The organism is Mesorhizobium sp. J8 (assembly GCF_016591715.1).
In the GTDB taxonomy this organism is placed as follows: Bacteria; Pseudomonadota; Alphaproteobacteria; order Rhizobiales; family Rhizobiaceae; genus Mesorhizobium.
This window is the reverse complement of sequence record NZ_AP024109.1, coordinates 6,100,929-6,115,024: the sequence shown is the minus strand read 5'-3', so window position 1 is coordinate 6,115,024 and position 14,096 is coordinate 6,100,929. Positions and strand designations below refer to the sequence as shown.

The following is a 14,096-nucleotide window of genomic DNA, read 5'->3' as shown; positions in this document are numbered from 1 at the left end:
ACATAGCGTCCTTCCCGGTTCTTTGCTGCAATGCAAATGGAGTGGGACAATGGTGGACGTAGTTTCCAGTGAGGCGGGGATCCCGAGACCGGATCATCCCCTAGAACAATCGAGCGGAGCCAAATGGTTCCTGCCGGCTTTCGGCGTGCTGGTGCTCGTCGGCATCATCTATGTCGGCTATGCGCTCAGCCAGGATCTGGCCATCGCCAAGACGGTGCCGTGGATCCTGCTCGGCATCGCGCTTCTGATCGCGCTCGGCTTCGAGTTCGTCAACGGCTTCCACGACACCGCCAACGCGGTCGCCACCGTAATCTACACGCGTTCGCTGCCGGCCGAATTCGCGGTCATGTGGTCCGGCGTCTTCAACTTCCTCGGCGTGCTTACCTCGAGCGGCGCGGTGGCGTTCGGCATCCTGTCGCTGCTGCCGCTCGAGCTCATCCTGCAGGTCGGTTCGTCATCCGGCTTCGCCATGGTGTTCGCGCTCCTGGTCGCCGCCATCCTGTGGAACCTCGGCACCTGGTTCCTCGGCCTGCCGGCCTCGAGCTCGCACACGATGGTCGGCTCGATCATCGGCGTCGGCCTCGCCAATCAGTTCATGGCCCCGGCCGGCAGCGCCACCAGCGGCGTCGACTGGGGCCAGGCGACCAATGTCGGCACCACCCTTTTGGTCTCGCCGATCGTCGGCTTCTTCGCCGCCGCGGCGCTGCTCTATGCCATGAAGCTTCTGGTGCGCAACCCGGCGCTCTACGAGGCGCCGAAGGGCAACACGCCGCCGCCATGGTGGATCCGTGCGCTGCTGATCTTCACCTGCACCGGCGTCAGCTTCGCGCATGGCTCCAATGACGGCCAGAAGGGCATGGGCCTCATCATGCTGATCCTGATTGGCGTGGTGCCGACGGCTTACGCGCTCAACCGCACACCCGACGTCAACTATCTCGACGCCTACAAGTCGGCCTCGGTTTCCGTCGAGCAGGCGCTGGGCAAATACGTCAAGCCCGGCGTCACCGTCGCGGACGCCAATGCCGCCAAGGCAGCCGTGCAGGAAGCCGTGCGCAGCAAATCGTGGACCGACCAGACGACGCTCGCGCTGCAGACCTACATCCACAACACGACGGCCGAACTGCAGCCCTACGCTACTGTCGACAAAGTTCCGACAGACCTGGTCAGCAACGCGCGCAACGACATCTACCTGATCGGCGAAGCGCTGAAGCTGATCGACAAGAAGAAGCTGCTGCCGATGCAGGACGCCGACCTGAAGGCGGTTACCGACTATCACAAGGCGGTCGACAACGCGACGAAGTTCATCCCGCTGTGGGTGAAGATCGCGGTCGCGCTGGCGCTCGGCCTCGGCACAATGGTCGGTTGGAAGCGCATCGTCGTCACCGTCGGCGAGAAGATCGGCAAGAGCCACCTGACCTACGGCCAGGGCGCCGCCGCCGAGCTGGTCGCGATGATCACCATCGGCATGGCCGACCGTCTCGGCCTGCCGGTGTCGACCACCCATGTGCTGTCGTCCGGCGTCGCCGGCACGATGGCGGCCAACGGCTCCGGCCTGCAGTGGTCGACCGTGCGCAATCTCCTGCTGGCCTGGGTGCTCACGCTGCCCTGCTCGATCGCGCTGGCCTTCGTGCTGTTCGTGATCTTCCGGCAGGTGTTCTGAGCCGGGAAGGCCCTCAGGGAAACGGCGCCGCTGGCGGCGCCGTTTCCTTCTACCGCTGCTCAACGTCCGCCCTGCTAGAACATTTCGCCATTTTACGGAAACGGTGAGATGTTCTATCTCCTTGTTTTTACGCAATTCCGGGCGGAAAACCGCTCACACTTTTCCTGGAATTGCGCTAAGGCGGCGTAGCTGGCGCAGCGATAAAACGTGCAGCAGTATTGAGCTTGGCACCACGAAAGCAGGGGTCAGCACACCCGGATAATTCCCGGCGCCGATGCTCAGCACATCCGGAACGATCAATTGCCACGGGCCGGGCGAAGTGATTATGCCCATGGTGATCGCGACAGCGAAATCGGCAAGGCCAAGGATGTTCCAGAGGGTTGCTGCCCTCCGGCCGCCGGCTGTGCCGGTCGCCGCAGCGATCGCCGCCGGCAACGCGAACAGCCCTGTCAGCACGTCGCCGATACCCGCGGGCACTGCGAACACGGCGGGCAGCGCGCCGTGCAGCCACGCCGCGAGCGCCCAACTGCCGAATACCCGGTAGAGCTGAAGCGCGACGAGCCAGCTCGCCGGCATCGCATCGAGCACCTGCCCGATCCGCCTGGAAAGCAGCAACAGCGGTGCGCCGATGATCACCGGCAGGACGATGGCCGACGGCAACGCCGGTAAGGATGTGGCGTCCGGGTGGAAGACGCCATTGATCGCGGCGCTCCAAGCGACGGCGAACCATAGCGTATCCGGGATCATGATCGCCAGCCAAGTCGCGCGACGTTGGCCCGCCGTCAGGCCCGTCTGCTCGAGGCCGAGCCACAATCCGAGAGCGATGAGACCGTGAGCGGCGAGCTGGTGAAACGTGGTCGGAACGCCGCTGTCCGGGATCGCCGGCCAACGATAGATCAAGAGTAGCCACAGCCCTGTGAGCGGCACGAACCACAGCAGGCCTCGCCAGGCGTCGCGCAGTGGAACGACGGCAGGGGAAACAGCTTCGGCGGTCATTGACGGTACTCCATCGGGCCCAGCGCATTTTGCTGACGCTCAGATGTAAGTCCGCTCGCCGCGAGCGGCTATTCGCGACAATGTTGATGGCCCGTGAAGCAGAGCTTCACAGTTTGCGGGCTCCCTGGCGAGCGACCGCTGTGGCTTTCCCGAGACTACTCCGCTCGTTGCGGAAGGCAGATATCAGGTCGGGTCTTCGCGGTGCAGATCGTGGATGGTGACGCCTTCGGCGTTGTCCGGCAGCATCAGCCATTTCTTGTGGCGCAGCGTGCGCTCAGTGTCTTCCAGGCCCATCTCCCAGTGCTCGCGCATGGAAGTGCCGGAGAACTCGTAGTCCTTGGCGTGGCCTTCATAGCCTTTGTGCTGGTAGATCAGGTGGACGATGTTGACGACGCCGGCGTCGGAGTAGTCGGCCATCAATTCCTTCTCGCCATCCTTGAGCTGCTCCGGCGGCACGCGCCTCAGCGCATCCAGCAGCTTCATCTTCAGCGCATGGATGCGCTGGAAGTTGTCGGTGTTCTGGCGCGTGCGGCTGGAATACATGATGTCCTTGTGGCGCGACAGGACGTCGGCCATGCCGCGCGGCAGCACGCCGCGGGCGCTGAACAGGTCGACCTGGAACACCAGTGAGGAGCGGTCCTCCTCCTGGTCGAGCAGATATTGCAGCGGCGTGTTGGAAACGATGCCGCCGTCCCAGTAATACTCGCCCTCGATGCGGATCGAGGGGAAGGCCGGCGGCAGAGCGCCGCTCGCCATGATGTGCTCCGGCCCGATGCGCACCTTGTCGGTGTCGAAATAGACGAAGTTGCCGGTCCGGACATTGACCGCGCCGACGCTCAAGCGCTTTTTGCCGTCGTTCAGCACGTCGAAGTCGATCAGGCTTTCCAGCGTGTCCTTGAGCTCGGCGGTGTCGTAGAAGCTGGTGGCGCCTTCGGCTCCCGCCAGCTGGAACCAGGGGTTGGGGCTGCGCGGCTTGAAGAAGCCGGGCTGGCCCATGGTCATGGTCATGAAGGACGAGGTCTGGTTGCGGATATCGCGATAGATGTCGCCTTCGGGCGTATAGGCCCAGATCTTGCGGCCCGAGACGGTCTGCCAGAACTGCTCCAGCCGCTGCAGGCGGCGGCTCGGCTCGTTGCCGGCGATGATCGAAGCGTTGATGGCGCCGATCGAGACGCCCGAGAGCCAGGTCGGCTCGCAGCCGGCGTCGGCAAGCGCCTGATAGACTCCCGCCTGATAGGCGCCGAGCGCGCCTCCGCCCTGAAAGACCAGGGCGACGCGATCGTACTGCGCCGTGATTTCCGCAATGGTAGCGGCGGCGGTCGTCTTGCTGCGGTTACGCTCAAGCACCGGCTTTCTCCAGTTCCTTCGCGCCGGCGGCCGATCGGCCGTGGTCGGCGAGATAATCATGCACGACCTCCCCGAGGCCGAGCGTCAGGTCGGCGGTGAAGTGAACAGCCGAGACGATGTCGAGCACAGGCAGCTTGGCGACATCGGCCATGACATGCGGGCGCAGGTCGAGCGCGGCCGGCGCCGTCCAGGCCTCCTTCAGCGTGACGTCGGTGAGATAGTAGCGGACCAGCTCGCAGATGCGCGGGCTGCCGTCGACATGCGGGATGATCTTGATCAGGAAATTGGGCGCGGCGAGCGAGGCCAGCACCTGGTCGTGATCGGCCTCGCGATGCTTGTAGCCCATGGTGCCGGTGGCGCACAGAACGCTGCCATAGTGCAGCGTGCCCACCACCACCTCGCCCTCATGCACGATCTTGGGGCTGGCGAGCTTCTTCGGGAAACCCCAGAGCTCGCGGCCGCCGGCGATCGGCGCGTCGTCGTCGAGATACATCGAGTGCACATAGCCGCCGTGCTGGCCTTTGTAGCGCACCGGGATGACCTGGCCGGTCTCGGTGTAATCGCCGAAGCCGGTCGAATCCGGCATGCGGATGAATTCGTATTTGACCAGCGGCTCGTCGATCTCGAGCGGCGCCGGCACGACGGCTTCGAGCGCCTCGCGCGTCGTGCGGTAGGTGATGATGATGTATTCGCGGTCGAAGAAACGATAAGGGCCGGGCGGGAAGGACGGGTTGGTGAGCGGCATCGCATAGGCGCGCTTCACGACATCGGCGATTTCCATGGCTGGTGCCCCAAACAGATTTGAAATGACCCCGCGCGAATGCGCTGGCAAATATGTTGCACGGCAGCATGACAGTGCCGTGTCAACGCCAAGACGGCGCTTCCGCAAAGCCGGCAAATGCCGTCGTGAAGCTGTAACAGCGCCGACATATGGGTGTGGCATTGTGATGCTGCGGCGCACAAATCGTGTGCCTTCCGGATTGTCTGCCTTCATACTCTTCCCCCTGTCCTCCTCCTGTCGTGAGATCTCCCATGGCTTCCCTGTCCTCGAAGAATGCGCTCGTCACCGGCTCAACCAGCGGCATCGGCCTTGCAATCGCCCGGGCCTTCGCCGCCGAGGGCGCCAACGTCACCATCAACGGCCTGGGCGATGCCGCGGCGATCGAGCAGGAGCGGGCCGGCATCGAAAAGGATTTCGGCGTCAAGTGCCGCTATTCGGGCGCCAACATGATGGACGGCGCCGCGGTCACCGCCATGATCCACGAGGCCGAGGAAGCGTTCGGCAGCCTCGACATCCTGGTCAACAATGCCGGCATCCAGCATGTCGCGCCGATCGAGGAATTTCCCGACGACAAATGGGAAGCCATCATCCGCATCAACCTTCTCGCCGCATTCTATGCGATCAAGGCGGCGGTGCCCGGCATGAAGAGCCGTAAATGGGGCCGCATCATCAACACGGCTTCCGCCCATGCGCTGGTCGCCTCGCCGTTCAAATCGGCCTATGTCTCGGCCAAGCACGGCATTGCCGGCCTGACCAAGACGGTGGCGCTGGAAGTGGCGCAGGACGGCATCACCGTGAACGCGATCGCGCCCGGCTATGTCTGGACGCCGCTGGTCGAAAAGCAGATCCCCGACACGATGAAGGCGCGCGGCATGACCGAGGAACAGGTCAAGCACGACGTGCTGCTCGCAGCGCAGCCGACCAAGGAGTTCGTCACCGTCGAGGAGCTTGCCGCGCTGACGCTCTTCCTGTGCTCGGATGCCGCCAAGCAGATGACCGGCACGACCCTGCCGATGGATGGCGGCTGGACGGCGCAGTAGGGGCGCCTCCGGTCCTCATGGCTATTGAAGTCGCCCGTAATGGCTCAGGACGAGGCCGACGGCTCCAAGCAGCGAATCGTTTTCGGTGTGCTTGCCGACGATTATTCGCGTGCGCCTGTCGGGGGCGACATCCCGCGCCTTGATTAGGGTGTGCCGCTCATAGGCTGCAATGAGTGGCGCAAGCAGGATGTCGCCAGCGAGCGCCATGCGTCCTCCGATGATGATGAGGGGCGGATTCAGAACGGATCCGATCATGCCCAGGCCTCGGCCCGCCATGTCCGCCGTATCCTCGATCATCCGCAATGCTCCGACATCGCCCTGTTCGGCCATGCCGATCACGTCGTCCATCGTGACGCGCCGGCCCATCACGCGCGCGATCTGCTCCAACGGCCGGTTGAAGCTGGCGTAGAGTTCCAGGCAGCCTCGATTGCCGCAGCGGCAAAGATCGCCTGCCGGATCGATGCTCATGTGACCGAATTCGCCTGCCCCGCCGGCAATTCCGGTGACGACGCGTCCGTGCTGGACGATCGCGCCGCCGACCCCGAGGTCGATCTTGAACAGGACAAAGTCCTCGTAACCGACAGCGGCGCCCCACATCATCTCGGCAATGGCGGCGCAGTTGCTTTCATTGGCTGCGAAGATCGGCTGCTCCAGCACCGGCCCAAACACATGTCGGATGTTGACGCCGGCCCAAGTGGGAACGATGCTGGCCCGCTGGACGAAGCCTTCGGGGCTGACCGGTCCCGACACAGAAACCCCGACACCCAGGAGGCCGGACGCAGACAAGCTGTTCTCCTCGTAGCATTGCGCGATCGCCGCCTTGGTGAGCTTGGCCGCCCGGTCTGGAGGATAATCCAGACCGAGTGGGATAATTTTTTCGGAGATGAATGAATGCGAGACGTCGGCTACAGCGACCCGGATTTCGTCGAGACTAAGATGAACGCCAACGCACGTGCCGGCTTCAGGATTGAGCGTCAGCGTCGCCGGCGGCCGGCCGACGCTTTTGGCTGTTTCGTCAGCCGCCGCCAGTTCCGCCACGATTCCTGACTTCTTCAGACCAGTCAAAGCCGTGGAGACGGTCGAGCGGGCTAAGCCGGTGAGTCGGGCGATTTGCGCGGCGGAAATGGCGCCGCGCTGGCTGAGACAGCGGACAATCAGACTTTCAGGCGTGCCCGGAGGTTGACCGTCCAGCAGCGATCTGAGGAGGCTTTTTGTCATTTTCGTCTTAAAACTCCTTGACTGTCGATCGTATTTGATCATTCTAGAAAAAACTAGAGGCCTTCTGCGATGCGTGAGCGGTCTCGACGAAACGGTCGTGATGAACCGTGCCGAAATCAAATGGGAGTGAGACGATGAGATATCTGAGGGCGACCCTTGTCGCCACGGCGGCATTTGCCTTTCTTGCCAACGCAGCACTCGCCGAGCCGAAGACCAATCTGCTCCACCAATGGGCGACCGGATCGGATGCGCAGGCCATCGCCAAGCTTGGCGAGATGTTCGAGGCGAAGGGCGGAAAATGGCAGCAGACCTCGATCGCCGGCCATACCGCCAACACGCTTGCAAAGCTGCGCGCCGACGTGATCGCAGGCAATGCTCCTCCGGCGGTTCAGCTCAAGGGTCCGGAGATCGCCGAATGGAACAAGACCGGCATGACAGCCGATCTGGACGATCTCGCGAAGGCGGAGAATTGGGAGAAGGTGGTGGCGCCGGAATTGCTGCCGGTGATGAAGCCGAGCGGCAAGTGGGTGGCGGCGCCGATGAACATCCACCGCATCAACTGGATATGGGCATCGCCGAAGGTCATGCAGGCAGCCGGCGTGACCGAAATTCCCAAGACCTGGGCGGAATTCAACGCGGCCTGCGACAAGATCGTGGCTACCGGCAAGATATGCATCTCGCACTCGACCGCCGACTGGACCGATTCCACGGTCTTTGAAGTCGTCGTCTACGGCCAGGACCTCGACCTCTATCGCAAGGCCTTCGTCGAAGGCAACGTGGACGCCATGCGCAGCGACGGAATGGTCAAGGCCTTCGAGCAACTCCGCATCATGACGTCCAAATACATGGACCCCGGCATGAACGGCCGCGACTGGGATTCGATGTCGGCCCTGGTCGGCCGCGGCGAGGCGGCGTTCCACATCATGGGCGACTGGACGATCGGCCTGCTTACCGCCGCCGGATTCAAGGAGGGAACGGACTATGTCTGCGCCCAGGCGCCGACCGACTGGGGCAAGCCCGGCTTCATCCTGAACTCCGATTCCGTCGTGTTCTTCCAGCAGAAGGATCCCGACTACGTGGAGGGCCAAAAGCTGCTCGCCAGCACCATCTTGTCGCCGGAGTTCCAGACCGTCTTCAACCAGGCCAAGGGCTCGATCCCGGCGCGCCTCGACGTCGATCTGTCGAAGGGTTTCAATCCCTGCCAGCAGAAGTCCCAGAAGGACCTGCAGGCCTCGATCGAAGCGGGTACGCTGGTCCGCTCAATGGCCCACAACATGACCGTCCCGCAAAAGGTCCGCGGCGCCATGATGGACACGATCACAGAATTCGTCGCGACGCCGGACATGTCCGCCAAGGATGCGGCCAATGCCATGGCCGACGCCGCCGAAGCGCAGGAATGACGTGCGGAGAGCGCCGGCGCGCCATCGCGCCGGCGAACGGCCGGCAGGAAGCCCAATGTCCATCCACGACCTATCCGTTCCGATAGCCGTGCCCGCCCGCTCGTGGCGGGATCGTCTGGGATCGATCGTGCCGATCCTCGTGCTCGCCCCTTCGCTCGCGGCGAGCTTCGTCTATGTCTTCGTGTTCACGGGCTGGACGCTCTATCTGTCGCTGTCGGACTCGACACTTTTGCCGAGCTACGGCTTTGCGGGCCTCGACAACTACGTATCGCTCTGGTCCAACCGGCGCTGGAACATCGCCTACACCAACCTTTTCCTGTTCAGCGGCTTCTATATCGTGGGCTCGATGGCGGTCGGGCTGCTGCTGGCCATCCTGATCGACCAGCGCGTGCGCGGCGAGGCGGTGTGGCGGACGATCTTCCTCTATCCGCTGGCGGTTTCCTTCATCGTCACCGGCACCGTCTGGAGCTGGCTCTACAATCCGGCCGACGGCATCCAGGCGCTGGTGCGCGGGCTGGGCTGGAGCGACTTCAGCTTCGCGCTCACCAGCGATCGCAACCACGCAATCTATGCGGTGATCATCACCGGCGTCTGGCAGTCTTCCGGTTTCGCCATGGCGCTTTTCCTGGCTGGCCTGCGCTCGGTCGACCCGGATCTGGTGAAGGCGGCGCAGATCGACGGCGCATCGGTCGTGCGCACCTACAGGAAAGTCATTCTGCCGACCATCGCGCCGATCTTCCTTGCGGTGGCCGTCATCCAGATCCAGTTCGCCATCAAGACGTTCGACCTCGTTGCCGCCCTGACCCGCGGCGGGCCGGGCATCTCGACCACGTTCCCAGCCATCTACGTCTACGATCTGATGTTCCAGCGTGGTGAGATCGGCGAGGGCGCGGCCGCAGCGGTCATGATGCTGGCCGCGCTTGCGGTGGTGCTGGTGCCCTATTCGCTGTGGGTGGTGTGGCGCCGACGGGCGGAGGCGGGAAATGGCTGAACTGGCCGCCGCCATCGACCTGGAAGCGGCTTCAGCGAGCCGCAGGCACTTCTGGAGCCGGTTCGCGATCTATGGCCTGCTCACGGTCTTCGCCGCAATCTATCTGATCCCGCTGCTCGTGGTCGTCTTCAATTCCTTCCGCGAGCAGGCGGAGATCGCGCGCGACGGCCTCATCTCGCTCCCGAAGACCTTCCGGCTGGAGGCATGGACGCAGGCCTGGAGCACCTATTGCATCGCGGGCACATGCCAGGGAATGCAACGGAATTTCCTGAACTCGCTGTGGATGACCATTCCGGCGACGATCATTTCCACGCTGCTCGGCGCCGTGAACGGCTACGTGCTGTCCAAATGGCGCTTCAGGGGCTCGGAAGTCCTGTTCACCCTGATGCTGCTCGGCGTCTTCATGCCGGGGCAGATCGCGCTGATGCCCTGGGCATTCGTTCTTGGAAAGCTCGGCCTGACCAACTCGACCTACGGGCTGATCCTGGTGCATGTCGTCCAGGGAATTTCCTTCACCACCCTGTTCTGCCGCAACTACTATGTCGGCATCCCCGACGACCTGATCAAAGCGGCGCGCATTGACGGCGCCGGCTTCTGGCGGATCTTCTGGAAGATCATGATGCCGCTGTCGCCGCCCATCCTGATCGTGACCGTCATCTGGCAGTTCACAGGCATATGGAACGAGTATCTGTTCGGCGTGGTCTTCACGTCCGGCCAGGCGCAGCCGATCACAGCCGCGCTCGTCGCGCTGACGGCGAGCGGCACGACCGCCCGCAGCTACGACGTGATGAGCGCCGCCGTGCTGATCGGCGCGCTGCCGCCGCTCCTGATCTATCTCTTTGGCGGCAAATACTTCGTTCGCGGTCTGACACAGGGCGCCATCAAATGACGAGCCAATCCCTATCAGCCCTGACCATCCGCAATCTTCACAAGAGCTACGGCGCCGTGGACGTCTTGAAAGGCATCAACCTCGAAGCGCAGCCGGGAGAGTTCATCGCTCTCGTCGGACCTTCCGGTTGCGGCAAGTCCACCCTGCTTGCCATGATTGCCGGACTTGAAAGCGTGACGTCGGGCGAAATCCGCATCGGCAACCGGCTCGTCAATTCCGTGCCGCCAAAGGATCGCGACATCGCAATGGTGTTCCAGTCCTATGCGCTCTACCCGACCATGACCGTGCGCCAGAACATCACCTTCGGCATGGAGAGCCGAGGCGTGCCGAAGGCCGATCAGGCCGAAGCCGTCAAGCGCGTCGCGGCGCTGCTGCAGATCGAGGCGCTGCTTGGCCGCAAGCCCGGGCAACTCTCCGGCGGCCAGCGCCAGCGGGTCGCCATGGGCCGGGCGCTGGTGCGGGACCCGAAGCTCTTCCTGTTCGACGAGCCGCTTTCCAACCTCGATGCCAAGCTGCGCGTCGACATGCGCACCGAGATCAAGAAGCTGCACAACCGTGTCGGCAAGACCACGGTCTATGTCACCCACGACCAGGTGGAGGCGATGACGCTCGCTTCGCGCATCGCCGTCATGCATCAGGGGTCGGTGCAGCAGTTCGACGCGGCCCAGATGATCTACAGCCGCCCCGCCAACATGTTCGTCGCGGGTTTCATGGGCTCTCCGGCGATGAATTTCATTCCTGCCGAGCTTGGCGACGGGGCGGGCCGGCCCTGCGTCACGGTTCGGACCGTGGATGGCGGCACGGCGGCGTTGGAACTTGCCCAGCCGGTGCCGGCCGGCGCGCCAAGGAAGGTCGTGCTCGGCGTGCGGCCGGAACATATCTACCGCTTGTCGGACGACCTGACCCACCGCAAGCACGCCATTGCGGCGGTGAAGGCCCCGGTCGAGCTGGTCGAGCCCACGGGTGCGGAGACCTTGGCGGTGCTGCGCTTAGGCGATCTCGAAGTCACCGGCCGTTTCGACCCGGACAGTGCGCCACGCATGGGCGAGACAATGACCCTCGGCATCGACATGGCGCGGGCTTGCCTCTTCGACCCGACGACCCAATCCCTTCTTTGAAAGCTCAGCCCTAGAAAGCTCAACCTTTGACATTCGCTACCTATCCAAGCCTCGCAGACCGTGTCGTGCTGATCACCGGAGGAGCCTCCGGCATCGGCGCCGAAATGGTTCGCGCCTTCTCGGCCAACGCGGCGCGCGTGGCATTTCTCGACATTCAGGAAGCGGTCGGCCGGGAGCTCAAGGCGGAGCTTGCGGGCGCCACGCGCCACGCGCCCCTGTTCGTGCCATGCGATGTGACCGACATCGCGGCCCTGCGCGCGGCGATCGAGCATGTGCGGGAAAAGGCCGGGCCGGTTGCTGTCCTGGTGAACAACGCCGCCAATGATGACCGCCACGCAGTCGCCGACGTGACGCCGGACTACTGGGATCATGCCCAGAACGTCAATCTGAAGCACCAGTTCTTCGCCGCCCAGGCCGTCCATCCGCAGATGAAGTCGCTGGGTTTTGGCTCCATCATCAATCTTTCCTCGACCTCCTGGCGCTTCGGCGCCGACCAGATGACCGCCTATGCCACGGCCAAGGCCGCGATCATCGGCATGACGCGGTCATTGGCCCGCGCCTTCGGTCCCGACAACATCCGCGTCAACGCCATCGAGCCAGGCGCCGTGATCACCGAACGGCAGCGCCGTCTCTGGTACACAACGCAGGAGTCCGTCGATCAGATGGTCGGGCGCCAGTTGATCAGGCGGGTTCTGCTGGCCGACGAGATCGCCCGCACGGCGCTTTTTCTCGCCGCCGACGACAGCCGCATGATCACCAAGCAATCCATCACCGTCGATGCGGGCCTGCGCTGATGCAGCTTCTCCGTCTCCCCTCGTCCGACCGGCTGGCCTGATGCTGCGCGTTGGTTTGAACCCCTATGGACTTACCTATCATCTTGGGCTGCAGGGCCGTGGTACGCCGCGCGCCAACCCCAAGGGCGCGGGGCTCGAAGGCTTCATTGCGCTCGCCGAAGAGCTCGGCGCACGCACGCTGGAGATCTATGATCCGTGGCTGGCGGAAATGTCCGATTCCGGACTGGCCGCGCTGAAGGAACGGCTCGATGGGCTTGGGATGACGCCCGTCGTCAGCGCCGGGCTCAACATGATGGGGCCGCTGGAGAGCGCGTTCCGTTCCGCCCGCTTGCTCGGCGCGAAGACCATCCGGCTCGGCCTGACACCGGTTCTGTGCGGTGACCGCAATGCCTGGGGCGAGAAATGGGACGAGCTCAACGCCTCGATCAGGTCGGCGCTTCGGCAATGGGGGCCGCGGGCCGAAGCTGAGGGCCGCGTGCTCGCGATCGAGAACCATCAGGATTTCGGCAGCGCCGAGCTGGTGGCGTTCTGCGAGACCGGCGGGCGAGGGGTCGGCATCACGTTCGACACCGGCAATACGTTTCCCGTCGCCGAAGCGCCGCTCGACTTCGCCCGTCGCGTCGCGTCTTATGTGCGGCATGTCCATCTGAAGGACTATCGCGTCCAGTTCACGAGCGAAGGATACCGGCTCGTGCGCTGCGCCATCGGCGACGGCGCCGTGCCCTTCCGTGCCCTCGCGGCCCTGCTTGGCGACGTCCACGACGAGCTCACCGCGGTGCTCGAGCCGGGGGCGCTCGAGGCGCGCCATGTTCGCTTTCTTCTCGACGACTGGTGGAACGGCTATCCGCCGAAAACCGCTCGCGAATTCGCTGCCTGCCTTGCGGCCGCGCAAGAGAATTGCCTGCCCGACGACGCCGATTTCCGCACTCCCTGGGAGAGCGGCGACGACGGCGCCCTGGTTTCCTACGAGCTCGACATGATCCGGCGCAGCGCCGCCAACATGAAGGAGCTCGGCCTCATGACCTTGGAGAACCCTTCATGACAACTCGCGAACTCAGCGGCCTCACCGCCTTTGTCACCGGTTCCGGACGCGGCCTCGGCCACGTCATGGCCGACCGGCTGGCGGAACTCGGGGCGGACGTAGCAATCCACGACCTGGACTGGACCCAACCGGCGAAGTATGGCGAGTTCGCAGACCTCGGTGAATCGGCAAGGCACCTGGGACGACACGGCACTCGGGTGACCGCGGTGACCGGCAATATCGGCGACCGTGCCGCCGTAGCCGAGATGAAGCGCAACATCGAGGCGGAACTCGGCGATGTGCATGTGCTCGTCAACTGCGCAGGCGGGGATATCGGCGCCAAGGGAACCAAGCCCAGCCCCAACAATGCCCTCGACATCGATTACGAGGACATAAAGGTTCTCACCGAAAACAACCTGGTCGGCACCATGCTGGTTTGCCAGGCCTTCGTGCCGCCGATGGTGAAGCGCGGGTCGGGTTCGGTGATCAATATCGCCTCGGCGGCCGCTCACATCGGCTGCTCGCCGGAGGTCGTCTATTCGACGCTCAAGGCCGCTGTCGTCCACTATACACGTTGCCTTGCCAAGGAGCTGATCGACGAGGGCGTGCGGGTCAATGCGGTCAGCCCGGGGGCTACGAAAACCGCCCGGTTCCAGGCGACGCGCGTCGTCGATCCGGCCAGGATGGATTCGTCGAAGCGTTCGCTCAACCGCTATGCCGAGCCGGAAGAGGTTGCCGAGGCTGTCGCCTTCCTCGCCGGATCGCGCGCCCGTTTCATCAATGGCCAGGTGATCCGCGTCGACGGCGGCTTCACGATTTTTCCGGGGTGACGCAGGTGACG

General features: G+C 63.9%; 13 protein-coding genes. 9 read left to right on the top strand and 4 right to left on the bottom strand.

The features are described from left to right. Positions 1-49 precede the first annotated feature (49 nt). Positions 50-1,660, top strand: a complete 1,611-nt coding sequence (locus tag MJ8_RS29200) for an inorganic phosphate transporter (protein ID WP_201412031.1) — start codon at positions 50-52, stop codon at positions 1,658-1,660. A 153-nt stretch (positions 1,661-1,813) separates the two neighbouring features. On the opposite strand, the gene MJ8_RS29195 is transcribed toward MJ8_RS29200, so the two are convergent. The 3 genes from MJ8_RS29195 to MJ8_RS29185 form a co-directional block, all read right to left on the bottom strand. Further along, the gene (locus MJ8_RS29195; RefSeq protein WP_201412030.1) at positions 1,814-2,656 is read right to left on the bottom strand and encodes an MFS transporter; all 843 of its coding nucleotides are present in this window, start codon (positions 2,654-2,656) and stop codon (positions 1,814-1,816) included. 183 nt (positions 2,657-2,839) lie between these two features. Further along, the gene (locus tag MJ8_RS29190; RefSeq protein ID WP_201415618.1) at positions 2,840-4,003 is read right to left on the bottom strand and encodes a patatin-like phospholipase family protein; all 1,164 of its coding nucleotides are present in this window, start codon (positions 4,001-4,003) and stop codon (positions 2,840-2,842) included. Then, positions 3,996-4,784, bottom strand: a complete 789-nt coding sequence (locus MJ8_RS29185; protein WP_040989343.1) for an acetoacetate decarboxylase — start codon at positions 4,782-4,784, stop codon at positions 3,996-3,998. Before MJ8_RS29185 ends, MJ8_RS29190 begins: the two co-directional genes overlap by 8 nt. Positions 4,785-5,035: 251 nt before the next feature. On the opposite strand from MJ8_RS29185, the gene MJ8_RS29180 reads away from it, so the two are divergent. Further along, positions 5,036-5,824, top strand: coding sequence for a 3-hydroxybutyrate dehydrogenase (locus tag MJ8_RS29180; protein WP_201412029.1), 789 nt, complete (start codon positions 5,036-5,038; stop codon positions 5,822-5,824). Positions 5,825-5,845: 21 nt separating this feature from the next. On the opposite strand, the gene MJ8_RS29175 is transcribed toward MJ8_RS29180, so the two are convergent. Further along, positions 5,846-7,042 carry an ROK family transcriptional regulator gene (locus MJ8_RS29175; protein ID WP_201412028.1) on the bottom strand — a complete coding sequence of 399 codons (1,197 nt, stop codon included), beginning with the start codon at positions 7,040-7,042 and terminating at the stop codon, positions 5,846-5,848. Positions 7,043-7,176: 134 nt separating this feature from the next. Here MJ8_RS29175 and MJ8_RS29170 point away from each other — a divergent pair, with 134 nt between their 5' ends. Genes MJ8_RS29170 through MJ8_RS29140 form a run of 7 tightly spaced genes read left to right on the top strand, consistent with a single transcriptional unit; the run spans position 7,177 to position 14,085 of the window. After that, positions 7,177-8,442 carry an ABC transporter substrate-binding protein gene (locus MJ8_RS29170; protein WP_201412027.1) on the top strand — a complete coding sequence of 422 codons (1,266 nt, stop codon included), beginning with the start codon at positions 7,177-7,179 and terminating at the stop codon, positions 8,440-8,442. Positions 8,443-8,497: 55 nt separating this feature from the next. Continuing rightward, entirely contained in the window at positions 8,498-9,433 is a 936-nt protein-coding gene (locus tag MJ8_RS29165; RefSeq protein WP_201412026.1) for a carbohydrate ABC transporter permease, read from the top strand. Further along, positions 9,426-10,322 carry a carbohydrate ABC transporter permease gene (locus MJ8_RS29160; RefSeq protein WP_201412025.1) on the top strand — a complete coding sequence of 299 codons (897 nt, stop codon included), beginning with the start codon at positions 9,426-9,428 and terminating at the stop codon, positions 10,320-10,322. The genes MJ8_RS29165 and MJ8_RS29160 overlap by 8 nt, the downstream gene beginning before the upstream one ends. Further along, on the top strand, positions 10,319-11,440 hold the full coding sequence (locus tag MJ8_RS29155) for an ABC transporter ATP-binding protein (protein WP_201412024.1): 1,122 nt from the start codon (positions 10,319-10,321) through the stop codon (positions 11,438-11,440). Before MJ8_RS29160 ends, MJ8_RS29155 begins: the two co-directional genes overlap by 4 nt. A 26-nt stretch (positions 11,441-11,466) precedes the next feature. Beyond that, positions 11,467-12,234 (top strand): SDR family NAD(P)-dependent oxidoreductase, encoded by a 768-nt coding sequence (locus tag MJ8_RS29150; RefSeq protein ID WP_201412023.1) that lies wholly within the window; start codon positions 11,467-11,469, stop codon positions 12,232-12,234. A gap of 40 nt (positions 12,235-12,274) precedes the next feature. Then, the gene (locus tag MJ8_RS29145; protein WP_201412022.1) at positions 12,275-13,276 is read left to right on the top strand and encodes a sugar phosphate isomerase/epimerase family protein; all 1,002 of its coding nucleotides are present in this window, start codon (positions 12,275-12,277) and stop codon (positions 13,274-13,276) included. Next, complete coding sequence (locus MJ8_RS29140; RefSeq protein WP_201412021.1) at positions 13,273-14,085, top strand: SDR family NAD(P)-dependent oxidoreductase; 813 nt, start codon at positions 13,273-13,275, stop codon at positions 14,083-14,085. Before MJ8_RS29145 ends, MJ8_RS29140 begins: the two co-directional genes overlap by 4 nt. The last annotated feature ends 11 nt before the right edge of the window (positions 14,086-14,096 follow it).